This window comes from Actinomyces weissii, from assembly GCF_016598775.1.
Classification (GTDB): domain Bacteria; phylum Actinomycetota; class Actinomycetes; order Actinomycetales; family Actinomycetaceae; genus Actinomyces; species Actinomyces weissii.
Genome location: NZ_CP066802.1, coordinates 247400 through 271659, shown reverse-complemented (window position 1 = coordinate 271659; position 24260 = coordinate 247400). Strand labels below are relative to the sequence as shown.

Here is a 24260-nt window from a genome sequence, read left to right as displayed (position 1 = left end):
ACCACCCCTGAAGCAGCCAAGCAGAGGAGCAGCCGTGCCCCGCGTAATCACAATCGTCTCTCCCGACGTCCCTGAGGTGAACATGTTCCTGGGGACCACGATCGTGCGCACCCCCAAGTTCACTATCAGTCCGGCGCTGGATGAGTCGCTCTTCGGGCTGGTGCCGCACGAGCGGCCAGAACGCCCGGCTTTGGAGGTGCCTCACCCGATGATCGTCATTGACGGTCGGGAGGTGGAGCGGGTGGTCGGTGTGCGCCCGCCTGCCGAGTGGGTCCCCTGCATCATGACGCAGTGCTTCGTGCCGCACGGCGAGCTCTATGACATGTGGGTGCAGATCGTCGCGGATGTGGCGCGCATGTGCAACGGATTCGCGGTGGAGGCCGGGAGGGTGGTGCCACTGCCTGAGCCCTGGCCCTGGTACAGGGGCGAGGACGGCCGCTGGTGCGCCGACGACGCCTGGATGGACCAGAACGTGGAGACGTACTACGCCCGCCACCCGGAGGAGAGGAACCCTGCGGATTAGCGACGACGCCGACCGCGCGGCGCCGCACCGTCAGACCTTGCGGCGTTGCTGGAGAGAGGCTGAGAGGCCGCAGGCGCGTGCGCAGGCTTCGGAGATCGAAGAGCCGTCAGTAAACTTCGCCTGGCGCGGAGACGTGCCGCCCGGGTGCCTGATCAGGTCGGCCACACCGTAGGCTGTCACCACACCCAAAAACTCCCACAGTGCAGGAGACCACCCATGGCCAGCAAGATTCCCTTCATCCTCGGGCTCGGCGCAGGCTACGTCCTGGGCACCCGCGCCGGACGCGCCCAGTACGAGCGCCTCAAGGCCGCCGCCGCGCACGTCGCCGAGAACCCGGCCGTCCGGGAGCGCGTGGACGCCGCCCAGGCCAAGGTCTCCGCAGCCGTGCGCAAGCAGGGCGAGGCCGTGACCGACAAGGTCGCCGACGCCGTCAAGGACCGTCTCTTCGGCTCACGCGAGGACACCTCCAAGGCAGCAGGCCGGAGCAGCACCGTGGACGCCGGTGAGGGCACGCTGCGGCCCCTCGGCTGACCCTTTCCCTGGGGCCAGGAGCTGGCGCCGGAGCCGGCTGTTCAGACAGCACAGGGTCCTTCGTCGGACGACGACGGCGCCACGCCCCCGGAACCTCAGCGGCCCAGCACTGCTGGCCCCGACGGCCAGGCTGGTTCTGAGCCCGCTCCTCCACTGCTGGAACGACCTATACCTGACCTCCCCGCACCCCGCAGCGGCCCACCCGGCACCAGGCCCGGCCTCGCGCGCCTGCACAGCCCCGGGGGACGGAAGCGGCTCACTCGGCACCAGGCCCGGCCTCACCCTCTGCGACCAGCGCTGGTGGCACCACCCCAGCCCCAGGCGCAGGCGGTGGCACCACCCCGACCCTGGGGCGCCGTCGCCGCAGCACCCCCAGACGACCAGCGCCGACCACCTCGGACACCTGCCGCTCCATGCGCCGCCGCTCCCGGTCAGAGACCACGGGCAGCTTCCAGGAGCGCCAGTACGCCAGCAGGCACAGGCTCGCCCCCACGCAGGTGGCGGCCAGCAGCGCCAGGTCGGCGTTCCCCCCGAGACGCACCACCGCCACCTGGGTGGCGGCCGCACAGAAGGCCGGTATGGCATAGAGCTTGTTGCCGCCGAAGACCGCTGGCGTCTCCCCCACGGACACGTCGCGGATCATGGATCCCCCCACGGCGGTGATACAGCCCAGCAGCAGGGCGGGCATCACGCCCAGGCCCGCGTTCAATGCCTTGTAGGCACCGGTGGCCGCCCAGGTGCCCAGCACCACGGCGTCGGCGACCACCAGCAGCCGGCGGGCCGGGCGCGACTCGAAGCGGGCGAACCAGGCCACCAGCGCCCCCACGCAGGCGGCGTAGAGGTAGTAGGGGTCGGTGAGCGCGAAGGGCGGCCCGGCCTGGATCATCACGTCCCGCAGGATCCCGCCTGCGGTGGCGGTCAGGATCGCCAGCACCACGAAACCGACGACGTCGAAGTTCTTGCGGCGGGCGATCAGCCCACCCAGGATGCCGTTGAGCAGCACCCCGGACAGGTCCACCACGCGGAACACCTCGGGCAGGGTGTCGGGCAGCGTCACGGCGTCTCCTCCTGACGGCGGGCGTTCTCCAGCGGGCACAGGGCGGTGGTGCGGGCAGCGGCAGGCGGCCCCCAGCGGCTGGGACGACGGCGTGCCGTGGCCCGGCTGTGGGTGTGTCTGACCTGCCTGCACCCTGGGAGTGGGCATCCCCGCCCCTGCGGGCCAGCCGGGCAGGTGCCGGAGCAGGCCCCAGTCGGGCGGGCTGGCGCCACAGTAGCGGAAACCCCCACCCGCTGGGGAGCCTGCCTGCGGTCCTGGGCAGCAAGCTGGTCCTGGCTGTACAGCACCGCAGCCTGGGAGGCACACGCTCTCCCAGCGGCTGCTCGCGCTGGCCGCCCCGTGCGGCGGTCTACGCCCCTCTGGGGAGCCGGCCCCGCGCACCGTCCCGCCCCGGCGTCGCCACCCAGGGGAACAGTTCCGCAGCGACGCCCGCTCGCAGTTCCGCAGCAACGCCCCTTCACCGCCCAGGCAACCGGCCACCCCACCGCCAGGGGCCGGTTTTGCTGACCAGCCTTGTCCGGCAGCACCCCTGCTACGAGAATCGCCCAGTGAGCTCACCTCGTTACACCCCGCCTAAGGACCTGTCTGCCTATGCGTGGCTGTCTATCGGTGCCGCCGTGCTGACGATCAGCCTCAAGGGTGTGGCCGCCTGGCTGACGGGCTCGGTGGGTCTGCTCTCTGACGCCGCGGAGTCACTGGTGAACCTGGTGGCGGCGGTGGTGGCCCTGGTGGTGCTGCGGATCTCTATCAAGCCTGCAGACGACGACCACCACTTCGGCCACTCCAAGGCCGAGTACTTCTCGGCGGTGGTTGAGGGGGTGATGATCTTCGTGGCGGCGGTGTTCATCATCCTGACGGCGGTGCAGCGGATCATCAGCCCGTCCATGCCGGAGCAGCTGGGGGTGGGTCTGCTGATCTCCCTGGTGGCCTCGGCGGTCAACGGGGTGGTGGCCTGGGTCCTGTACCGGCGTGGCACGGCGGAGGGCTCGACCGCCTTGGTGGCGGACGCCAAGCACCTGTCCACGGACGTGCTCACCTCGGCGGCGGTGCTGCTGGGGGTGGCCTTGGTGGCGGTGTTCCGCTACCCGGTGCTGGACGCGGTGGTGGCGCTGGGCGCGGGACTGAACATCATGTGGGTGGGGTTCACGCTGATGCGGGACTCGGTGTCCGGGCTGATGGACATCGCCCCCTCCCAGGAGTCCTTGGCGCGTATACGGGCCGTCCTGGTCCGTCACCAGCGGGAGGGGGTGACGGACTTCCACGCGGTGCGGGTGCGTGAGGCCGGGAACCGCCGTTTCGCGGAGCTGCACGTGCTGGTGCCCGGCAGCTGGAGCGTCAAGAAGGGGCACGACTACACGGAGGCGCTGATCGACGAGCTGGTGGCGGTGGACCCGGACCTGCGGGTGTCCGCGCACCTGGAGCCTATCGAGGACCCCAAGAGCTACGAGGACCAGACCGACGTCTAACCCAGTCTCCGCGAGACCGGGACATATGTACCGCGAGTTCGGTAAGGTCCACCTAAGTTCCTGTGGATAAGTCCCGCCAGAGCACCCGACGGCGCCGCACAGCCCCGCGCAAGCACCTCAGCACCCCAACTCCCCAGCCTCAGGCCGCTGCCACATCCCGCCCAGGCATCCCGACGACGGCGGGCCGCCCCTCCCTGGGACGCCCCCCGTGCGCCGGGCACCCCTGCACCTCCACTTGTGCATTTCGGCGCGAGTGGTGCCGGAATACCGCACCACTCGCGCCGAAATGCACAAGTCAGGACGGGACGGGCACGCCCAGGCATCCCGACGGCGCCACACCGCCCCATGAAGGCTCCAGCCCCAGTCCAACCAGCCCCTAGACCAGGCTTCCCTCTAGACCAGGGCCTCCGCCTCCAGCCCCTCGCGGGCGGCCAGGCGCCGCAGCGGCCCGTCCACCGCCAGCAGCCCCGCAGGCTCCCCCTCCTGCACCACGGCACCGGCGTCCAGGACCACCACGTGGTCGGCCCGCTCGATCCAGCGCAGACGGTGGGTTATCTCCAGGACCGTGACCGCCCGCTGCCGGGCCCACTGCTGCACACCCTCGCGCACCCGCGCCTCCAGGGCCGGGTCCAGGTGGGAGGTGAACTCGTCGAGCACCAGCACGCTGGGCTCGGCCAGCAGGCCGCGGGCCAGGGCCAGGCGCTGCCGCTGCCCACCTGACAGGGAGGCGCCCCGCTCGCCCACGGTGGTCTGGTAGCCCTGCTCCATGGCCATGACGTCGTCGTGGATGCCGGCGGTGCGGCAGGCGGCCTCCAGCTCCTCGTCGGTGGCCTGGGGGGCGGCCAGCCGCAGGTTCTGCGCGATACTGGCCCGGAACAGGTGGGCACGCTGGGAGACCAGGTGCACCTCGCGGCGCAGGGAGTCGGCGGTCAGCCCGCGCAGGTCGTAGCCACCCACCCGCACGGTCCCGGAGCTGGGGTCGTCAAAGCGCAGGGCCAGCTGGGCCAGGGTCGTCTTGCCGGAGCCGGAGACCCCCACCAGGCTGGTCCACCGGCCTCCTTGGGCCCGCAGGCTCACGCCACGCAGAGCCTGCGCGCTGGTGCCGGGGTAGGAGTAGGTGACCTCCTCCCAGCTCAGCTCAGGTCCCGCCTGCCTGCCGCCCTCAGCCAACCTGCCGCCCTCAGCCAGCCCGCCGTCCCGGTCCTGCACCGACGGCGCGGCGCGGGCGGGGAGCTCGGTCCGGCCGTCCACGACCTCCACCGGCCCGTGCACCACCGCGTAGACCCGCTCCGCCGAGGCAAAGGAGTTGTTGAGGTAGGAGGCGAACTCCTCCACGCCCCGCACGCACTCGGTCAGCCGCACGACGGCGGCCACGGCGGCGGCCAGCGGGGCCAGAGAGACCGTCCCTGCGGTGACGGCGGGGGCCCCGGCAGCCAGCATCGCTACCGGCCCGGCCAGCACCAGCAGGGCGATAGCCCCACGCCGCAGGGAGGCGGCCAGGCTGGCGGGACGGAAGGCGGCGGCGACGGCGTCGTCGAGCTGGGCGGTGGCCGCCAGGCGCTCGGCGGTGCGGCCGTAGCCGACGACCTCGCTCATGCCCTGGATCGTGTCAGTGACGTGGCTGGTGAGCTCGGCGCGGGCCGCGGCGGTGGCGCGGGAGGAGCCCAGGGCGGCGCCCCAGCCTGCCAGCGGCGCCACCAGGAGGGCCAGCAGCAGGAAGGGCAGGGCAGCCCCGGCCACGGTCCAGGAGGTGCCCAGCCCCACGGCGACCAGCACCACGCTGGGCACCACGACGGCGGAGACCATGGGGGCGAAGGTGTGGGCGAAGAACACCTCGATCCGGTCCACGTCCTTGGTGGCACGGGCCAGCAGGTCGCCGGAGCGGGAGGTGGCCATGACCTTGGGGGCGCGCGGGATGAGCGCCTGGAAGATCTCGGCGCGCAACAGCTCCAGGGCCTTGAAGGCCACGAAGTGCCCCAGGAACTGCTCGCCGTAGCGCAGCAGGGCCTTGGCCAGGCTGAGCCCCACCATGGTCACCACCACCTGCCGCAGGGAGGGGGCGGGGGTGCCGCTGGCCAGGGCGCTGGCGGTGGCGACGGCGGCGTAGGCCCCTAGGGCGAACAGGCCCACGCCCGCCAGCAGGTCGGCGATACGGCACAGGGTGGAGGCGGCCAGCGGGGGCAGGACCGGGCGGGTCACCCGCAGGAGCCAGGAGATCAGCTCACGCCGGGTGGGGGCAGGGCTGTCCGGACCAACGACGCCGTCGGTGCTGGCAGGGCTAACGGTAGCGCTGGCAGGGCTAACGGTAGTGCTGGCAGGGCTAACGGGGCTGGCAGTGCTGGCAGGGCTCGCGGTGCTGGCAGGGTTCCGCATGGCTCAGGCCACCTCCTCGACTCGTCCGTCCGCTACCCGCAGCACCCGGTCCGCGCCGTCGACCGCGCCTTGGCGGTGGGAGACGGTGAGCACGGTGCGCCCTTGGGAGAGGCGTTCTAGGGCCTGGAGGATCTGGGCCTCCCCGGCCAGGTCCACCTGGCTGGTGGGCTCGTCCAGCAGCAGCAGGGGCCGGTCGGCCAGGAAGGCGCGGGCCAGGGAGACGCGCTGGGCCTGCCCGCCGGACAGCCCCATACCCATCTCGCCCACCACGGTGTCCAGCCCCTCGGGCATGAGGCGGACCTCCTCGGCCAGGTTGGCGTCCGCGAGCGCCTGCCACAGCTGCTCGGTGGTGGCCTGGGGGTTGGCGACTCGCAGGTTGTCGGCGATGCTCCCGCAGAACAGCCAGGTGCTCTGGGCCACCAGGGCGCTGGCGGCCCTGACGGCGTCCTGGGTGGCGGCGGTCAGGGGGGTGCCGGCCACGTGGACGCTGCCGGCGGCGGGCAGCAGGTCGCCGCCCACCAGGGACATGAGGGTGGACTTGCCCGCGCCGGAGGGGCCCACCAGCGCTACCTTCTGGCCGGGTTCCAGCTGCAGGCTGACGCCGCTGAGCACGGGGCGGCCCTCCTCCCAGGCGGCGGTCACCTGCTGCAGTCTCAGGGGGTGCTCCGCGGTCTCGGCCGCGGGGGCGGGGCTGCCGACGCCGTCGCCGGGCCCGCCGCTGGTGGCCGCAGGCTGCCTGTCCGGGGCGGTCTCGGGGTCGCCTTGGGGGCGCTGGGTGGCCAGCACCTGGCGGATCGCCCGCTGGTTGGCCATCCCTCCCATGCCCACGTAGAAGAAGGCCCCCACCCGATCCAGGGGCTCAAGCAGCACGAAGGAGGTGAGCACCAGGGCCAGCGCCCCGCCCAGGTCGATCGCCCCGGCGGCCAGGCGGGCCAGGGCCAGCGTGGCGGCGGCGGTGACGAAGAACAGGGAGAACAGGGAGTCGGTCAGGAAGATGACGCGCTGGTTCCCGGCCAGCAGCCCCATGACGGCGCGGCGGTTGTCCTCACCGGCCTGCCGCAGGTCGACGGCGGTACGGTGGGCGGCGCGGGCCAGGGTGAGGGTGGTCAGGCCCTGTATGGCGTCGAGGTAGGCCCCGGCCAGGCGCGCTCGCTGGCGGCGGGAGCGGGCGGAGGAGCGGCGGGAGTGCTTGTGGAAGAAGGTGATGAAGGCGGGCACCAGCACCACGGCGGCCCCGAGCACCAGGGAGGGCAGCGGGTCGACGGCCACAGCCAGCAGCACCAGCACGAAGGCGGGGGCGAGCACGGAGGCGAGGGTGGGGGCCAGGAAGGTCTGGCGGTAGAGGGCCACGCGCTCGGCGCCGTCGGTGAGCAGGGAGACGGTGGAGCCGGAGCGCAGGTGGGTGGCGCGCGCGGGCCCCAGGTCCAGCAGGTGGCTGAGGACCCGACGGCGCAGGTGGGCCTCCTCGCTGGTGGCGGAGGCGCGGGAGACGGTCTCTACCCCCACCTGGGTGAGGGCGGCCAGCAGGGCGGCGACCAGGGCCTGTACCAGGTAGGTCCCTACGGGGCCGGGGGTGGTGCCCGCACCGGTGAGGGTGGGAGCCAGGGCGCCTAGGGCGCGGCCGACGCTTATGAGGGTCCAGGCCTGGGCCAGGGAGCTGAGGACGCCCAGGGTGAAGGAGGCGGCGTTCGCGGTCCTTCCGGCGGGGGTGCCGACTGGGGGCTTGGGGTCCGGCTGGTCTGGGCGGGACGGTGCCTGCGTGCTCATCTCACCTCGGTCTGTCTGCGTGTGCGCTGCTCCCACACAACTAGGAAGGTATGCCTAACCTGTGTGTCCGGGAATAGTAGCGAACTGACTACATGTCTGCAAAACCGTCCGCCCCCGTCTCAGTCCGCCCCCGGCCCCGTCCTCCCGGCCCAGCCACCTTTCTCACCAAGAACTAGCCAACAGGATTACCGACTAGTGGTTCGGGTCATGATTGACTTGCCCCATGTGTGCCATGCCAGTGGCCGGGGCATCGTGGCCCCGCCGAGACAACGTCGTCCCCCGCCCTTACCAGCGCCCCACCAGCACCCGTGTGAGCGTAGAGATATGCCTGGAGTCGGTGGCCGGGGTGCGGGCCGCCGCCCGCGCCGGGGCTGACCGCGCCGAGCTGTGCGACAACCTGGCGGTAGGCGGCACCACGCCGTCGGTAGGGGCGGTGGAGGCCGCCATCCTGGCTGCCGCCGAGCAGGTGGCGGACCGCCGTCAGGCTATGGGGCCCGGCTGGCCCAGCAATCCTGACGCCGCCCCCTTCGGCCTGCAGGTCATGATCCGTCCGCGCGGCGGCAGCTTCGTGTACGACTCCGACGAGCGCCGCGCCATGGTCGCTGACGTGCGCCGCATCGCGAGCCTGGCCGACGAGCTGGAGGACTTCACCCGCCCGGTGCCCACCTCTGCCGCCGGACGGGCCCTGCCGCCCGCCGTCGAGGTGGGCTTCGTGGTCGGCGCGCTCACCAGGACCGGTGAGGTGGACCGCGGCCTGGTCCGGCTGCTGGCCGCCACCGCCGGGGGCGCCCCGGTGACCTTCCACAAGGCGATTGACGAGCTCGCGGACCTGGAGGCCGCCTACCGCAGCCTGCGGGGCCTGGGCGTGAACCGGGTGCTGACCTCGGGCGGGCGGGACGCCGCCGGGGACGCCCTGAAGGGCGCTCCCGCCCTGGCCCGCCTGGTGGAGCTCTCCCACCAGGGGGTCGGCCCCACCGTGATCGTGGCCGGGGGCGTGCGCGCCGCCAACGTGGACCAGGTGCTAGCCGCCACCAGCGCCGACGAGGTGCACCTGCGCTGCTCCCTGCCGGGCCTGAGCCATGACGTGCCCCAGGAGACGGACGAGGAGGCGGTGCGCTGCATCTCCTCCCTGGTGCACGCCGTCAAGCGCTGAGCGCTGGGGGCGCCTCGGACGGGCGTCCAGGTGCAGCCGGTGGTCAGATGAGGCCACGGTCCTGCTCCAGGGCGGTAGCCAGGGCCTGGACCTCCTGGACCTTCTGGTCGGCTGCGGCCAGCCAGGAGCGCAGGTCCTGGGCTGCCCCGGCGTCGCCAGAGCGCTCGTGGGGCGGGTGCTGTAGCGAGCTGGCGGTGGCGACGACGAGCCGGGCCTCGCCGGGCAGCTGGGCGCGCAGGGCCTGCAGGGTGCCCAGGGCGGCGGCCAGGTCGCTGCGTGAGGCGCTGCGGCCGCTGACTACCCCGGCCACCAGGGTGCGTCCGCCCAGCCGGGCCAGGTCCTCCGGCTGCGGGGGCGGGCCAGCCACCAGGTCTAGGGCGAGTGCCTCCACCTCGGTGCGGGCCAGGACCGGCAGGGCCTCCCCCAGGGGGCCGGGGCCAGCGGCCACCAGCAGCTGCGGGCGCTCGGTTATGGCGGCCAGCCAGGTGTAGGCGCGGTGCGCCACGTCCAGCACCTGGGTGCGGGGCAGGTCCCAGGCGCCGTCGACCAGGGCGGGCTCGTCGAGCTGCGCCCAGGAGGCTCCGGCGGCCCACAGGTCGGCCAGGAGGTGGCCGTAGGCGTGCAGGAGCCCGTCCAGCCGGTCCAGGGGGCGGAAGCCTGCGGCGGCGCCGTCGGCAGCCTGGGCCAGCAGCAGGTAGGTGACCGGGCCGACGACGACGGGGCGCGGCGGCTCCTCGCCGCCAGCCGCCGCCTCCAGCACCTGGGCGACGGGCCCGTCGGTGGGGTCCACGGCCCCGAAGCCGGGCACGTAGTCGATCAGGGTCTCTGGCGAGAGCTCCGGAACCGAGTAGCGGCCACCAGCATCCGGCCAGGTGGTCACCTGCAGGGCGGCCTGCTCCCCCTGGCCGCGGGCGGCGGTGAGGAGGCCGAGCAGGCTGGTGCCGGGGTGGCCTGCGGCGGCGGTGCCGCGCAGCCCGGCGAAGCGCCGGGGCAGAGCCCCGAAGGCGCAGGTGACCTGCAGCAGCTGGTCGCCGTAGGTGAAGTCAGCGGGGACACCGGCCCCGTGCAGGCCTAGGTCGCGCAGGTGGGCGCGGGTGGCCTGGCGCAGCCGGGCGGCCTGCTGGCGCAGCCCGGCCTCATCCAGGGCCCCCTGCCAGTAGGACTCCAGGGCGCGCTCCAGCTCGCGGCCGGGACCCGCGCAGGGGTAGCCCAGGATGGTGGCCGCGGGCAGCCGCTGGTCGGTGGTGACGACAGGCTGGGAGCCTGCGGCAGGCGCGGAGGCAGGAGCCGCGGCGGACGCGGCAGCGGTAGCAGAACCAGTGGCGGGTGCCGGAGCGGCCGCGGGGGTGGGGGTGCTGGGGACGGTCATGGTCCTGCTTTCTCGGTCTGGCTGCGGGTCCGGGGTCCTGGACGGCGGGCGGGGCTGCTGGAGGCGGGCCCCGGCCAGGTTCTCACGCAGGGTGGTGTGCGTGCAGGTCCCGCTAGGTCCTCCAGAGGCACAGGCTGCCCGCTGGAGCCTGGACGAGCAGGGCCGCGGGGGCGCCGTCGCCGTCGTGGAAGCCTGTCCGCCGCCGACTGCGCAAGCCAGGGGTCACGCTGCAAGCGCAACGTCTCAGTGGAGCCTGCGGGGTGAACTGCTTTAGTTTGGATTACATGCCTGAAGTCCGTATCGACACACCGCGTGGCATAAGCCTTGCCGCCACCCTAGAGCTGCCGGAAGGAGCTGGGGCCCTGGCCGCCGTGGACCTGGAGGACCTGGAGGCGGTGCAGCGTACCGGCCAGGACGCACCCAAGGACCTGGGAGTGGTGATCCTGGCGCACGACTTCCTGACCGACCGCCACGGCCTGTCCGGGCGCCTGGACTTCGTGGCGGAGGCTTACCGGGCGGCGGGCCTGGCGACCTTGGCCTTCGACTTCTCCGGCCTGGGGGACTCCGACGACGACGTCATCACCTTGGCCGGGGAGGTGGAGGACCTGCGGGCGGTCAGTGGCTGGCTGGCGGAGCGGGGCCTGGCCAACCAGGCGCTGCACGCGAACGGTTTTGGGGCGACGGCAGCGCTGCTGGCACAGCCCGCGGCGGTGCGCACCGTGGTGGCGGTGGGCACGATCGTGGGGCCGCAGTCGATCCTGTGGGAGGAGGTCTTCTCCCCTGAGCAGCTGGACGAGCTTGACCGGCACGGCTTGACGCGCGTGCCGGATGACAACCCCAACGGGCGCGAGTGGGACGTGCTGAGCAAGGAGACCTTGGGGGACGTGTCCATGCAGGAGCCGGAGCGGGTGCTGGCGGGCCTGCCGTGGCCGGTGCTGCTGCTGCACGGGGCCCTGTCCAACGAGTTCCCTGACACCGCTCAGGCGGCTGCGGAGGGCTTCCAGCACCTGCCGGAGGGTTCCAGGCTGGTGCAGGTGCAGGAGGACTCCCCTGAGCTGGCGCTGGAGAAGGCGGCGGAGCTGGGCGTGGAGTGGGTGGTGCGGCACCTGGGTGCGGGTGCGGGGGGCCGCTGACGGGGATCATCTGCTCTGCCTCCTGCACCTGGCCCTGAGCACCTGGACAGCCCCAGCCCGGCACTGCGATTAAGCGGGCCTGTAGGCGGTCACCTTTCCCTTCTTGGCCACGACCAGCATGGTCTGGTCGTGCATGGTGTGCCTGATGTAGCTGCCAATCTCCACCTTCTCCGCAGTACGCCCGTTCCTTATGTCCGTCATGATGAACCCTCCCGTATTGGGGTCGGAGTACCGGAGCGCCACCACCGGGCCGCTACCTGAGATGTTCAGGGCCACCAGACGGCCAACGGGCTTGCACTTGCCGTCCTTGTTCTTCTGGACGAAGGTGTTCTTCTCACCAAGGTCGATGTCCCGCCCTCCCACGGTGACCGACCGGCACTCGGTGTCCGTAGGCGAGATCGAGACCGTGCCAGCGGCCCAGGTGGTGTCGCCGTCCCGCAGCCACTTCCTGGCCTGCTCCCGGGTGAAGTCCGTAGGCGACCACGGATACACCCGGAAGTCGTTGTCCTCCAAGACGTCAAAGCTCTCGAGCAGGCTGCCGTCAACGTCATAGAAGCAGTAGTGCACGAAGTCCTTGATCTCATTGTCCACGCGCTTGACGTAGTTCTGGGCGGTGTACCAGCCGTCTGCTAGCGGCTTCGGCCACGGATAGGGGCTCGCGCCGTACCCCTCAGCGTCCCACTCGGCGTCACGCGCCACCTGGGCCTCCCCGGTGACCAGGTCGAGGACAGCCGTCCTGGCGTCACCGATGCTGCCGTTCCATATGACGACATAGTCACCCACCTGGTTGTACTTGTTTAGCACTACCTGCCCCTCTATAGGCATGGTCTGCTCCCAGACCTTCACGTCCAGGTCCTTCCACATGGCACAACTGTTCTGCTCACACACAAGGATGCCCTGCCCTGTCACGAAGGAGGCAGCGTCCAGCGACCAAGGAGCGGTCTTGACCTTCTGCGTGTCCAGGTCGATCAGCTGGTTACCGATCAGCAGCTGGCTCCGCCACACCGCAATATCGGCAGCCTCACCCGGGAAGGTGTTACGCCACTGCAGCTCAGGCTGCCCGGACTTGGTGGAGTACACCTCCACTGAGGTCGTGTACTGCGAGCTCGGCGGCGCCGCCACCTCCGGGTTCTCCTTACGCTCTTTGACCCACCTGGACTCCCCGCCCGGCGGCGTGGTGTACTCACGGATCAACCAGTCGCCGACCGAGTCCACCCAAATGTTGTCCGCCTCCTCAGCAGCACTGTCAGCATCCAGGGACCAGATCTGCTTGGAGCCATTGAACCACTGCTCGGAGAATCCCTCCCGCGGTGAGGTGAAGGACAGGGTCACGTTCTTGACCGGCTCACCACGCAGCACCAGGTACGCCGCACCACCAGCAGCACCAAGAGCCACCACCAGCACCGTCACCAGCACCACCAGGGCTCCACGCCCCTTAGCCGGCTGCGGGCCAGGCACCCCGTAACCGCCCGGGTAGCCCTGCCCCCCGGGCAGGCCGTAGCCAACAGGCTGGCCCGCAGCTCCCGGAGCGTTCGGAGGCCACCCGCCGTACCCAGAGCTCTGGGTAGGAGGAACCGAGGCCGTAGGGACTGAAGCAGGAGACGGGTACCGGGACGGCTGGCCAGGGTTGACGCCGTACCCAGAACCCCAGGGACTGCCGAGGTTCGTCATACGCCGAGTATCGCAGATCTCAAAGTCCTAGACCGCCCCGCCCCTAGGCCACCACTACCCATAAGCCGTCGCCGGGCCACAGACTCCTGCGCACCGGCACCGCCTACCACCCCAGGCCCCAGCCCCTCCCGAGTGGATATCGGCATATCGCGGCCTGCGGCTGGCGTGGGTGACAATGGGTCACCTATGGACCAGCCCAGTGAGCACAACGAGCAGCCCCGCCCCCGCCGTCGGCACCATCCCGCCGGGCCCGGCCGCCCCGAGAGCCCCGGGAGGCACCACCCCAGGCGGCCCCGCACCTGGACCGGCTTCACCCCCGAGCAGCTCGCCCAGCGGGCCGCCGCTGTCCCCACCATCACCTACCCCGCCGAGCTGCCCGTCAGCGCCCGCCGGGAGGAGATCGCCGCTGCGATCCGCGACCACCAGGTGGTGATCGTGGCTGGGGAGACCGGCTCCGGCAAGACCACCCAGCTGCCCAAGATCTGCCTGGAGCTGGGACGCGGGGTGGACGCCATGATCGGCCACACCCAGCCCCGCCGTATCGCCGCGCGCTCCGTGGCGGAACGCATCGCCCATGAGCTGGGCACCCCCATCGGGCGCGACGGGGTGGTCGGCTACCAGGTGCGCTTCACCGAGGAGGTCGGCCCCCAGACCCTGGTCAAGCTCATGACCGACGGCATCCTCCTGGCCGAGATCCAGACCGACCCCCAGCTGCGCCGCTACGACACGATCATCGTGGACGAGGCCCACGAGCGCAGCCTCAACATCGACTTCATCCTGGGCTACCTGGCCCGGCTGCTGCCCCAGCGCCCCGACCTCAAGGTCATCATCACCTCAGCCACCATCGACTCCGCCCGCTTCGCCGAGCACTTCGGGCGCCACGCGGCGGGCGGGCCCGGGCCAGCCAGCCACCAGCCCGCCCCCGTGATCGAGGTCTCTGGCCGCACCTACCCGGTGGAGGTCCGCTACCGGCCCCTGGTTCCCGACGCCGGGGCCGAGGCCGCCCCACCGGCAGGCGGCACCGCCGCCACCGCAGGCAGTACACCTACCAGCCCGGCCAGCCCCACCAGCACAGCCAGCACGGACCCCGCCGTCGCCGGGGAGCTCAGCGACGCCGAGCTGGAGGCCCTGACCTCCCCCGACCCGCAGGTGCGTGCCGCCGCCCGGGCCCGGCGTGAGGCCGTGCGCGCCGCCGCCATAGGCGCCGCCCCGGCAGGAGGCAGCCGCCGCTCCGCAAGCCCCGCCCCCACGCGGGAGGAGGAACGCGACCAGGTCACCGGCATCCTCGACGCCGTCGACGAGCTCATGGCCACCGGCCCCGGCGACATCCTGGTCTTCCTAGCCGGGGAGCGCGACATCCACGACACCGAGGCCGCCCTCATCGACCACCTGGGGCCGCGCTACGCCCCGGACGGCCGCAGCCGCACCCCCGGAGCGGTGGAGGTGCTGCCTCTCTTCTCCCGCCTGAGCGCCGCCGAGCAGCACCGGGTCTTCGAGCCGCACAGCTGCCGCCGGATCGTGCTGGCCACCAACGTGGCCGAGACCTCCCTGACCGTCCCCGGTATCCGCTACGTGGTCGACCCCGGCCTGGCCCGCATCTCCCGCTACTCCAACCGCACCAAGGTGCAGCGCCTCCCCATCGAGCCCGTCAGCCAGGCCAGCGCCGCCCAGCGCTCGGGCCGCTGCGGGCGCCTGGCGGACGGCGTCGCTATCCGCCTGTACTCCCACAGCGACTTCCAGGCGCGCCCCGAGTACACCGAGCCGGAGATCCTGCGCACCTCCCTGGCCTCAGTGATCCTGCAGATGGCGGCCCTGGGGCTGGGGGCCGTGGAGGACTTCCCCTTCATCGACCCCCCAGAGAGCCGCTCTATCCACGACGGCGTGCAGCTGCTCACCGAGATCGGGGCCATTGAGCCGCCCGACTCCACCACCACCCGCCCCAGCCGCCGCGGGCCGCGCCTGACCGCCGTCGGCCGCCGCCTGGCCCGCCTGCCTATCGACCCCCGCCTGGGCCGGATGCTGCTGGAGGCCGGAGAGCTGGGCTGCGCCGGGGAGGTCATGGTGATCGTCTCGGCCCTGTCCATCCAGGACGTGCGCGAGCGCCCCGCCGACCGGCAAGAGGCCGCCGACGCCCTGCACCGGCGCTTCGCGGACACCACCAGCGACTTCCTGACCTACCTGAACCTGTGGCGCTACCTGCGCACCCAGCAGCGCGAGCTCTCCGGCTCCGCCTTCCGCCGCATGTGCCGCAGCGAGTTCCTGCACTACCTGCGGGTGCGCGAGTGGCAGGACGTATACACCCAGCTGCGCCAGCTGGCCCGCCCCCTGGGGCTGGACGCCGCCCCCGTGGAGCTGCCCACCGCCCGCGCCATCCGGGCGGCCGGGCAGGCCCTGGAGCCGGGCACGCACGCCGCCCAGGTGGCCAACGGGGACGTGGCGGCCGCCGTCGTCGCCCTGGGGCGCAGCGCCGACACCCCGGACGCTGACGCGATCCACCGCTCCCTGCTGGTGGGGCTGCTGTCCAACGTGGGCAACTGGGACGAGCGGCGGCGCGAGTACGCCGGGGCGCGCGGCACCCGCTTCACGGTCTGGCCCGGCTCAGGGCTGCGCCGCAAGACCTACGACTGGGTGATGACGGCGGAGCTGGTGGAGACCAGCCGCCTGTTCGCCCGCACCGTGGCCAAGGTGGACTCCCGCTGGGTGGAGGAGGCGGCCGGGCGCGCGGGCCTGCTCAAGCGGGTGCACGGCGAGCCCTACTGGTCCACGCGCCACGGGGCCGCGATGGTGCACGAGAAGGTGCTGCTGTACGGCATGACCCTGGTGGCGGACCGGCCGGTGACCCTGGCCAGCGTCGGCTCGGCCTCCGCCCGCGAGGTGGCCCGGGAGATGTTCATCCGCTCCGCCCTGGTGGAGGGCGACTGGCACTCCCGGCACGGTTTCGTGCTGCGCAACCGTGAGCTGGTGGAGGAGCTGGGGGACGTGGAGCGCCGTCGGCGCGAGCACGGGCTGCTGGCCGACGACTCCGCCCTGTTCGCCTTCTACGACGACCGGCTGCCGGAGACGGTCTACGGGGCCAATGACTTTGACGCCTGGTGGAAGCGGGAGAAGGGCCGTCACCCCCAGCTGCTGGACTACACGCGCGAGCTGCTGCTGCCGGGGGGCGACGACGCCGCCGGCTACCCGGACTCCTGGGTGCAGGGGGACCTGACCCTGGGGCTGGAGTACGTGTTCGAGCCCGGACACCCGGAGGACGGCGTGAGCCTGCTGGTGCCGGTGGAGGTGCTAGGACGCCTGGAGCCGGGCGGCTTCGACTGGCTGGTACCGGGTATGCGCCCCGAGCTGGTAGTGGCCACGATCCGGGCGCTGCCCAAGCGGGTGCGCCGCCAGCTGGTGCCCGCGCCGGACGTGGGCGCCCAGGTGTGGGCGGTGCTGCGTGAGGAGTACCGGGCTGGTGGCTCCGGGGCCGGTGGCTCCGGGGCCGGTGGCGGAGCCGTGGCGGGCGCGCCCGCGGCCTCGTTCCAGGAGGCCTTCTGCGCCGTCGTGGCCCGGCTGCGTGACGTGGAGATCACCGCAGCCGACTGGGCGGAGGCCGAGGAGCGGCTCCCCGCCCACCTGCGCATGTCCTTCGTGGCGCTGGACGCCGCAGGCCGGGAGATCGGCCGCGGCAAGGACCTGGTGGCCTTGCAGAAGCGCCTGGCGGGCCGCTCGGAGCAGGCGGTGCGCTCAGCGGTGCGCGGCGCCCTGGCCCAGGCCCTGGAGGAGGCCCAGCGGCGCGAGGAGCGCCAGCGTAGGCGCGGCCAGGCCAAGCGCTCCGGCAAGCGAGGCAGCCAGGCAGCGACGGACCCGGCTGGCACAGCACCGGGCACCAGCCAGCAGGGGGGCGCAGCGGCTGGCTCCCACCAGGGAGGCCGGGCGGGCAGCGTGAACGCCCCGGCTGCTGAGGCAGGCCGGGGGCGGCGCGGCACGACGTCGTCCGCCGGGAAGGCCCAGGCCGGTAGCGCCCCGGCGGGCCGCGGCGACGGTAGCCCCACCCGGGCGGGCCTGGCGGAGAAGGCTGGCTTGAGCGACTGGCCGGTGGGCGTCGTCGGGCTGGAGGGGGGCGAGCGCTCCACCATCCCCCAGGTCGTGGAGACCACGGGCCGGGCCGGGCTGGTGGTGCGTGGCTACCCCGCGCTGGTGGCCACCGGGGCGTGCAGCGCGGACCTGCGGATCCTGGGTGACGCCGCCGCGCAGGCGCGTGAGCACCGGGCGGGCGTGGTGGCGCTGGCCCTGGCGCGCACGGTACTGCCGACCGCGCGGGTGACCAGCCGTTGGAAGGCCCAGGAGGCCCTGGCGCTGGCCGCCTCCCCCTACCGGAGCACCGAGGCCCTGGTGGCGGATATCCAGCTGGCGGCGGCGCGTGTCGTCGCCGAGCGCTGGGGGCGGGCCTGCGGGCTGGCTGCGTCCGGCCCGGCCGCGGAGCAGCCAGGGCTGCTGGTCCTGGCAGGGCTGCGCGAGCGGGAGGCTTTCGAGCAGCTGGTGGCCGTGATGCGCCGCGAGCTGGAGGACGAGGTCTACCGGGTAGCCCAGCAGGTGGCGGCGTCCTTGACCGCCCTGCGGGAGGTGGAGCGGACGGTGACGGCGTCGACGTCCTTGGCGCTGCTGGGCACCTTGCAGGAGGTGCGGGAGCACGCCGCCAGCCTGGTGTTTGACGGCTTTGTGGCGGCGACCCCGGCGGAGCAGCTGGGGCACCTGCCGCGGTTCCTGAAGGCGCTGACCATGCGCGTGGAAAAGGCCCAGGCCTCCCCCAACCAGGACGCGGCCCTGGCCTACCAGCTGCGGCAGGCCCGGGAGGTGGTGGAGCAGGCCCGGGCGCGGGTGGCTGGCGCGCCTGCGGACGCCGGGCGGGAGGCGGTGCTGGTCGAGGCCCGCTGGATGCTGGAGGAACTGCGGGTGAGCCTGTTCGCCCAGACCTTGGGCACGAGCCGCAAGGTCAGCCTCCAACGTCTGACCAAGCTGCTCGCCCCTCTCTAACCCCTGTCATATTCGCGAGACCGGGACATCGGTACCGCGAGACCGGGACATATGGACCGCGAGTTCGGTAAGGGTTGCCTTAGTTGTGGGTAACTGGGGTGGTCTGGTGGCTGGTGGTTTCTCGGTGACGGCGGTGCTTGGTGGGTGTGCTGCCTGCGGGAAGAGACGGGGGTTGGTGTCGGGACAGGCACTGTGGCTGGCCGGGCAAGGCCCACCCGATGGGGAGCAGACGGCTTCGAGGGGGTGGTTGAGCGTATTGGGGCGGGGGATGCGCGTTGTCAGCCCAGGCCGCTTGCACACCTCCCAGGTTGACCGGCTCGGGGCGGGGCTGGGTGTCCTGGGGCGTGGTGGGCCTTGGGGTGGGGGATCGGGGCGGGCCCCGGCGGGGTGGAGACTCAACCGGGGGCTCCCGGGCTAAAAGGGCCTTGTTCTGGCGTCCCTTAGGTGGTCCGGGTCCTGGTTGCACACATGGCAGGGGGCCCGACAGACCGGAACAGGGTTTTCCCTTGCAGTCACAGGCAATACCCGGAAGCACGCTCCGGCCCGGCCGCTTCGCGCACCTGGGCTAGGTATGCAACGACGACGCCGCTGCACACCTCACGCTGTCCTCCCTAACACCGGCTAGCCGGAAACGTTGGAATCCCAGTACCGGTCTGGTTCCAGTGTGTGCAACAAGCAGACGTGGGACGCCAGCACCCCAGCCGACCATGTCCCCGAGCGCGCCCGCTCCACCACTGTCCCCCTCCGAGCCCTCCGACGAAACCCAGTCCCCAGGCCTCTGATCCCTCCAGCACGGGGGTTTCTGCAGCCTCATAGGAGGCACCCCATGTCCCCATCCCACATCCGCCCCGGCCTTGCAGCCTTCCCACCCCCACAGCCACCCGCCCCTTCCAGCAGGCAGCACGCCCAGCGAGCCCCGCCGTCGAGAACCCCGCCAGCCGCCAAGAACGCCCCAGTTACCCACAACTTAGGCCGCCCTTACCGAACTCGCGGTACATATGTCCCGGTCTCGCGGCTAGCAACTGGGGTTAGAGGACGGCGGAGACCAGGCGGCACACGTTGTCCACGTAGCGGCGGTACCAAGGCTCGGTCGCCCACTGCTCGGCCGTGAGCTCCGTGGAGCGCTCCCGGTAGACCGCGTCGTTGGCCCGCAGCATGTCGTCCAGGTCCCCCCCGAAGGCCAGGAGCATCACCTCGTAGTTCAGGGCGAAGGACCGGAAGTCCATGTTCGCGGAGCCGATCACCGCCACCTCACCGTCCACCGTCATGTACTTGGCGTGCAGCACGGTGGGCGCCGGGTAACGGAAGATCCGCACGCCCGCCGCCAGCAGCGCCCCGTAGTAGGAGCGCTGCGCGTGGTTGACGATGAACTGGTCGGACTCCAGCCCCACGAACAGCTCCACCTCCACCCCCCGGTAGGAGGCCGTGGTCAGCGCTGACAGCAGGGCCTCGTCGGGCACGAAGTACGGGCTGGTGATCGAGACCTTCTGCGTGGCGTTGGAGATCAGCGTCAGGAACATGCGCAGGTTCGGCTCCGTAGGGTAGCCCGGCCCGGAGGGCACCAGCTGCATGGCGTTGACGACGGCGCCCGGCCGCCCCGGCTGCGGCGCCGCCTCCCCCACCCGCACGGAGGGCTGGGCGCGCCCCACCAGGGGCAGCAGCCCTTGGGCACTGAGGTCCTCGTCGGACTCGAAGTACCAGTCCATGGCGAACACGGCCTCCGCCTCCAGCACGATCTCGCCAGTGACCTCCACACTCAGGTCCTCCCACTTGCGTCCCGTGTGCAGGTTGCGGCGGGAGAGGTAGTGCGGGTCGATCACGTTGTGGGAGCCGATAAAGGCCCGCTCGGAGTCGATCACCAGGAGCTTGCGGTGGTTGCGCAGGTCGGGACGGCGGAAGCGGCGCTTGTGGGGCAGCAGCGGCATGGTTAGCCGCCAGGTCACCCCGATGGCGTCCAGCCGGCTCCCGAAGCTGCGCCAGCCGGGGTACTTGCGTGAGCCCAGGTGGTCCACAAGCAGGCGCACCTCCACCCCGCGGGCCACGGCCCGGGCGAGCGCCTGGTAGAAGACGTCGGTGGTGTCGTCCCAGGCCTGGATGTAGAACTCGACGTGCACGTGGTGGCGGGCCTTGTCCACGGCCCGGGCCATCTCCTGGTAGAGGCTGGGGGTGTCCACGTGGACCCGGACGACCTCACCGGTGACGCAGGGCAGGCCGGTGAGCCGGTGGTTCATCCGCAGCAGGCTGGTGAGTCCTGGGGGGGCGACGGCGCCGGGGGGCACCAGTGAGCGCCTGGAGGTGAACTGACGGGCCAGGCCGGTGACGGCGTCCTGCTGCTGACGGCGTCGCCCGTGCACCCACGGGCTACCCAGGAAGATGTACAGCGGCAGGCCGATCAGGGGCAGCAGGAAGATGGCCAGCAGCCAGGCGGTGGAGGAGGAGGGACGGCGGTTCTCGGGCACGGTGCCTAAGGCCACGAACTTGATCAGGTAGTCAGCTACTACCCAGGTCGTGGCCAAGATCGACTGCGTGTCCCAAGCCATGGTCCCATACTCGCACGTGCCCTGAGACTCGCAAGACGTGGCGAAGGCCCACACCCGGTTGGATCAGCCGGGGCGGGCCCTTCGCTTCGAGCTCCTCTCACCGGTTCCCAGCCGGGAGCGGAGTACTCCTTCGCCGAGTGGACTCTCACGTTCCCTTGACCATGAGGCTGTCCCGTTGATGACCAGTCACCGGCGCTCCCCAGCACCTCATGGCCACCACCGTTCGGCGGCAAGACAACTATGTGCGGCACACCTGGAAGCACCCCCCAGACAGCCCTGGGAATTACCTGGTAAATGAGCTGCCCCAATACACTCCCCCTCCGCAATACAGCACCAAGCCACCCTGTGCTACGAACGATTTCTGTGCCTTACGGCAGGCACGTCCCGCCAGTTCTTAGCAAGCCGAATGCAATCAGGTGGAAGGGGTGGGGTCCCCGAACCAGGCGCGGAAGATGCCGTAGAAGTTCCAGTTGCCCCAGGAGGTGCAGTAGTCCCCGCCCTGCCATGCAGCCGGGTTGGGCTGGAAGGGCGTGTAGTCGTACAGACCGGCCGTGGCCTGGTTGACAGCCAGCAACGGGGCACCCCCACAGTCCGCGTGGGGCGAGTAGGACACCTCTCCGGGTACCCCGGCCACCACCCGGTAGCTGGATGGGTCCAGACGGTAGAGCTGGAACTGGGAGGCCGCCCCGTACAGCTGGCGGAACAGGCCAGACCAGTGCTGGTCGCAGCCACCGCCGTCGGGGCAGGCGTAGCCGGTGGCGGAGGCGTAGTCGGTGCTGGTCAGGGAGCCTCCCGACGCCGTAAGCAGCCCCTGCTCCTTCTGCAGCAGCACCAGCAGCACCTGCGGGTTCACGTCGCAGGCGGAGGCGACCTTGGAGATGACGCTGGCGGCGGACTCAGCGGTAGCCCCCTCGTAACCACCGGGGCAGGCGGTAGTGGGGGCCATGTCCTCCGTGTCTACAGTGACCTGGCTGAGGCAGACGGTACCGTCATAGCCGGGCACGCAGCCGCGGTTGACCCGCCTGATGAAGCTGGCGACCTCCACGGGGCTCATCGCCTGGGAGTCGTAGAAGACCGCGTCGTCGATCAGGTGCCCGGGGTCGAAGCCCTCCATGTCCAGCTGGACCGGGGCGGGGCCCGCCTCTCCGGCAGCCGTCTGGGCGGTGGGGGCCTGTGCGCGCCGCACCCCAGCCAGGTCCCAGTTCAGGATGACGCGCAGCGCCAGCAGCATAGTCACGGCCAGCCCGAGGCCGAGCAGGAGCAGGACCACGCGGGCGGGGCCCGGGCGTCGGGTGCGTCCAGCGACCTTGGTGGAGCCGGTGGCGCGCTGCGGGTTCTTACTCACCGGCGCATGTTCGCACACCCGCCCGGGCTGCTGGGCAGGTTGTCTCACACACCTGTGGATGAGTTATCAAACACAACCTTCTTACAGGGGCAGCCGCTACAGGGAGCCTGCGGAGAGCCTGCCTGCCCTTTAGGATGCGGTTATGCATCTGTCGGAGGTCCTCTGCCTGGCCCAGGACCTCCTGGACGCGCACGGGCTCCACGGCTGGGAGGTGCGGCTGGACCGGGCGCGGCGGCGCGCTGGGCAGTGCGACGAGCACAACCGGCGTATCAGCGTCTCCCGGCACCTGATGGCCCTCTACTCGGAGGCCGAGGTGCGCGAGACGCTGCTGCATGAGATCGCGCACGCCCTGGTGGGCAACCAGCACGGTCACGACGCCGTGTGGGTGGCCAAGGCGCGCCAGATCGGGGCCAGCGGCTCCCGGCTGGTCCCACCGGAGGCGCCGCGGGTCAAAGGGCGTTGGCTGGGTCGCTGCCCGGCGGGGCACGAGGTGAACCGTACCCGGCGTCCGACGACCCCGCTGTCCTGCGCCCGTTGCGCCCGCAGCTTCAGCCTGGAGAACCTGATCTCCTGGAGCCACGACGGCGTGCGGGTGCCCCATGAGGCCCTGGGCGCGCGCTACCTGCGGCTGCTGGAGCAGGCGAGCCGGCACTGAAGCCCGACGGCCCACCTGGCCAGCCCTTCAGCAGAGATCCGGTAGCCCCAGCAGAGGCAGCCTGAGTCAGCGCCCAGGCGAGCTGCACCGACAGCCAGACCAGCAGCAGCCAGCAGCCCGGCACCTGGCCAGCCCTTCAGCAGCGAGCCTGGCGGACGGCCAGCACCGCTGCCGCACACCGGGGAGGCCCGCCGCACAGTGGGACCGCACGGCAGGAGCGCACGGAGCACTCAGCCCTGAAGCTCGTGGGCTGCCAGCAGCACCAGGGCACAGGTCCAGGCCAGGGGCGCCGGACCGGCTGGGGTGCCGTCCGCCAGCACCTTCTCGGGCAGTGCCCCGGCCCGGGTGCGGTGGCTCTCCAACCAGCCCAGGAGCCGCTCCGCCTCCTCGCGCCTTCCCAGCCCGGCCGCCGACCAGGCCAGCAGCGCCGTCTCCGGGGTCCAGGAGACCCCGTCACGCCGCCACCCTTCCCCGGGGGCCACTCCCCCACCGGGCCGGGCCATCCGTTCCACGGCGTGGGCGCGCACCTCCAGGGCCCCGGGCAGCGCCGCCGTGAAGGGCGGCAGCACCAGCGTGAGCGCGGCGTCTATGTGCCCGGGTGAGCCGACGGCGGCGCCTGCCAGTCTCGGGTAGCGCCCCCAGCCGGGGGCGAAGGCCGCCGTAATGGCCTCCCGCAGGCTGGCGGCGCGGCTGGCAGCCTGGGCGCGCAGCCCGGCAGGCAGGGTGGCCCGCTGGGAGACGGCCTCCAGCCCCAGCAGGGTGGGGGCGGCTGTGCCCAGGGTGGTGAAGCGCTCGCGCACCTCCCAGTAGTCAGGGCTGGCCGGGGGCAGGCTGGTGGTGCCTGCGGTCAGGCGCAGCAGCCGCTCACCGCTGCGCACCAGGGCGGTCTCCAGGACGGCCACCTGCGCGCCCCGCGCCCCAACGGGTACCTGCGCCAGGACCTTCCCGGTGGCCCAGGCCAACCAGCCCACGCCGTCGCTCTGGGGCGGGCGGGCGTCGGGGCGCTCCCCCGCCGCGGTGTAGCGGGCCTGAAGACCTCCTTCAAGGTCCTGTAGGGAGGCGAGGTGGCTGAGCACGTCCAGGGCCTCGTCCAGCAGGCCGCACCGGGACAGGGCCAGGGCCGCGAAGGCGGCGTCACGCGGCCAGACGTAGCGCCACCAGCTCACCGGGGCGGCGACGACGGCGCCCCGCGGGTAGCGCATGGTCGCGGCAGGCCCGGCTGCGGACTCCTGGGAGACTGGCACCGTGCTTACCGCGCAGTCCCAGGCCTGCTCGGCGAGCACCGGGCCGGTCAGGGCCAGCAGGTCGTCCAGGGCGTCAGAGCACAGGGCGGCCCAGCGTCCGGTTGGCAGCAGCGCAGCAGCACGGCGGTCACGCGCCAGCCGGGCCTGCTCCTCAGGGCCACTACCTTCCGACTCCACGCCCTGGTACGGCGGTCCCGCACAGGCGGGCCCGCTGGCGAGCACACGGCTTCCGGGCAGGTAGGTGGGACGCTGCCCGGGTGCCAGCGGCCAGACCACGCCGTCGGGCCCTACCGCCAGCCCCTCGCTGAGCAGCGACGGCGCAGCGCGCCCGCGCACGAGCCTGCCGCCCAGCACCCCCAGCAGGGCAGCAGCCGGCAGGAGGACGGCACCGCGCAGCAGGCTACGGCGTCGCACCCCGTC

The 24260-nt window shown here is 72.0% G+C and carries 15 protein-coding genes; 7 read left to right on the top strand and 8 right to left on the bottom strand.

The features are described from left to right. Window positions 1-34 precede the first annotated feature (34 nt). On the top strand, window positions 35-523 hold the full coding sequence (locus tag JG540_RS01145; RefSeq protein WP_200276212.1) for a hypothetical protein: 489 nt from the start codon (window positions 35-37) through the stop codon (window positions 521-523). A gap of 216 nt (window positions 524-739) precedes the next feature. Further along, on the top strand, window positions 740-1054 hold the full coding sequence (locus tag JG540_RS01140; RefSeq protein WP_200276210.1) for a YtxH domain-containing protein: 315 nt from the start codon (window positions 740-742) through the stop codon (window positions 1052-1054). Between the two features lie 256 nt (window positions 1055-1310). Here JG540_RS01140 and JG540_RS01135 read toward each other — a convergent pair whose 3' ends face one another. After that, window positions 1311-2105, bottom strand: coding sequence for a trimeric intracellular cation channel family protein (locus tag JG540_RS01135; protein ID WP_234042929.1), 795 nt, complete (start codon window positions 2103-2105; stop codon window positions 1311-1313). Window positions 2106-2659: 554 nt separating this feature from the next. On the opposite strand from JG540_RS01135, the gene JG540_RS01130 reads away from it, so the two are divergent. Beyond that, window positions 2660-3577 carry a cation diffusion facilitator family transporter gene (locus JG540_RS01130; protein WP_200276206.1) on the top strand — a complete coding sequence of 306 codons (918 nt, stop codon included), beginning with the start codon at window positions 2660-2662 and terminating at the stop codon, window positions 3575-3577. Between the two features lie 393 nt (window positions 3578-3970). Here the strand turns inward: JG540_RS01130 and JG540_RS01125 are convergent, their stop codons facing one another. Then, window positions 3971-5950 (bottom strand): amino acid ABC transporter ATP-binding/permease protein, encoded by a 1980-nt coding sequence (locus JG540_RS01125; RefSeq protein ID WP_200276204.1) that lies wholly within the window; start codon window positions 5948-5950, stop codon window positions 3971-3973. A gap of 3 nt (window positions 5951-5953) precedes the next feature. Next, window positions 5954-7717, bottom strand: a complete 1764-nt coding sequence (locus JG540_RS01120) for an ABC transporter ATP-binding protein/permease (RefSeq protein WP_200276202.1) — start codon at window positions 7715-7717, stop codon at window positions 5954-5956. 310 nt (window positions 7718-8027) lie between these two features. Here JG540_RS01120 and JG540_RS01115 point away from each other — a divergent pair, with 310 nt between their 5' ends. Next, complete coding sequence (locus JG540_RS01115) at window positions 8028-8870, top strand: copper homeostasis protein CutC (protein WP_234042840.1); 843 nt, start codon at window positions 8028-8030, stop codon at window positions 8868-8870. A gap of 43 nt (window positions 8871-8913) precedes the next feature. Here the strand turns inward: JG540_RS01115 and JG540_RS01110 are convergent, their stop codons facing one another. Then, a complete protein-coding gene (locus JG540_RS01110; protein WP_200278400.1) occupies window positions 8914-10239 on the bottom strand; it encodes a hypothetical protein in 1326 nt (441 codons plus the stop codon). Between the two features lie 284 nt (window positions 10240-10523). Here JG540_RS01110 and JG540_RS01105 point away from each other — a divergent pair, with 284 nt between their 5' ends. After that, window positions 10524-11372 (top strand): alpha/beta fold hydrolase, encoded by an 849-nt coding sequence (locus tag JG540_RS01105; RefSeq protein WP_200276200.1) that lies wholly within the window; start codon window positions 10524-10526, stop codon window positions 11370-11372. 69 nt (window positions 11373-11441) lie between these two features. On the opposite strand, the gene JG540_RS01100 is transcribed toward JG540_RS01105, so the two are convergent. Further along, a complete protein-coding gene (locus JG540_RS01100) occupies window positions 11442-12791 on the bottom strand; it encodes a hypothetical protein (RefSeq protein WP_200276198.1) in 1350 nt (449 codons plus the stop codon). 438 nt (window positions 12792-13229) lie between these two features. Here JG540_RS01100 and JG540_RS01095 point away from each other — a divergent pair, with 438 nt between their 5' ends. Continuing rightward, a complete protein-coding gene (locus tag JG540_RS01095; RefSeq protein ID WP_200276196.1) occupies window positions 13230-18056 on the top strand; it encodes a DUF3418 domain-containing protein in 4827 nt (1608 codons plus the stop codon). A gap of 1028 nt (window positions 18057-19084) precedes the next feature. On the opposite strand, the gene JG540_RS01090 is transcribed toward JG540_RS01095, so the two are convergent. Both JG540_RS01090 and JG540_RS01085 read right to left on the bottom strand, forming a co-directional pair. Continuing rightward, a complete protein-coding gene (locus JG540_RS01090) occupies window positions 19085-20596 on the bottom strand; it encodes a phospholipase D-like domain-containing protein (protein WP_200276195.1) in 1512 nt (503 codons plus the stop codon). A gap of 412 nt (window positions 20597-21008) precedes the next feature. After that, window positions 21009-21941 (bottom strand): hypothetical protein, encoded by a 933-nt coding sequence (locus JG540_RS01085; RefSeq protein WP_234042839.1) that lies wholly within the window; start codon window positions 21939-21941, stop codon window positions 21009-21011. A 142-nt stretch (window positions 21942-22083) separates the two neighbouring features. Between JG540_RS01085 and JG540_RS01080 the strand changes: the two genes are divergently transcribed. Next, window positions 22084-22596 carry a SprT-like domain-containing protein gene (locus JG540_RS01080; RefSeq protein WP_200276194.1) on the top strand — a complete coding sequence of 171 codons (513 nt, stop codon included), beginning with the start codon at window positions 22084-22086 and terminating at the stop codon, window positions 22594-22596. 230 nt (window positions 22597-22826) lie between these two features. On the opposite strand, the gene JG540_RS01075 is transcribed toward JG540_RS01080, so the two are convergent. Then, the gene (locus JG540_RS01075) at window positions 22827-24254 is read right to left on the bottom strand and encodes a glycoside hydrolase family 15 protein (protein ID WP_200276193.1); all 1428 of its coding nucleotides are present in this window, start codon (window positions 24252-24254) and stop codon (window positions 22827-22829) included. Window positions 24255-24260 lie beyond the last annotated feature (6 nt).

Excerpts from the sequence above, each read along its gene's own strand:
- JG540_RS01105 (WP_200276200.1), top strand. The coding sequence starts at position 10,524 with ATGCCTGAAGTCCGTATCGACACACCGCGTGGCATAAGCCTTGCCGCC.
- JG540_RS01120 (WP_200276202.1), bottom strand. The coding sequence starts at position 7,717 with ATGAGCACGCAGGCACCGTCCCGCCCAGACCAGCCGGACCCCAAGCCC.
- JG540_RS01095 (WP_200276196.1), top strand. The coding sequence starts at position 13,230 with ATGGACCAGCCCAGTGAGCACAACGAGCAGCCCCGCCCCCGCCGTCGG.
- JG540_RS01125 (WP_200276204.1), bottom strand. The coding sequence starts at position 5,950 with ATGCGGAACCCTGCCAGCACCGCGAGCCCTGCCAGCACTGCCAGCCCC.
- JG540_RS01080 (WP_200276194.1), top strand. The coding sequence starts at position 22,084 with ATGCATCTGTCGGAGGTCCTCTGCCTGGCCCAGGACCTCCTGGACGCG.
- JG540_RS01090 (WP_200276195.1), bottom strand. The coding sequence starts at position 20,596 with ATGGCTTGGGACACGCAGTCGATCTTGGCCACGACCTGGGTAGTAGCT.
- JG540_RS01140 (WP_200276210.1), top strand. The coding sequence starts at position 740 with ATGGCCAGCAAGATTCCCTTCATCCTCGGGCTCGGCGCAGGCTACGTC.
- JG540_RS01110 (WP_200278400.1), bottom strand. The coding sequence starts at position 10,239 with ATGACCGTCCCCAGCACCCCCACCCCCGCGGCCGCTCCGGCACCCGCC.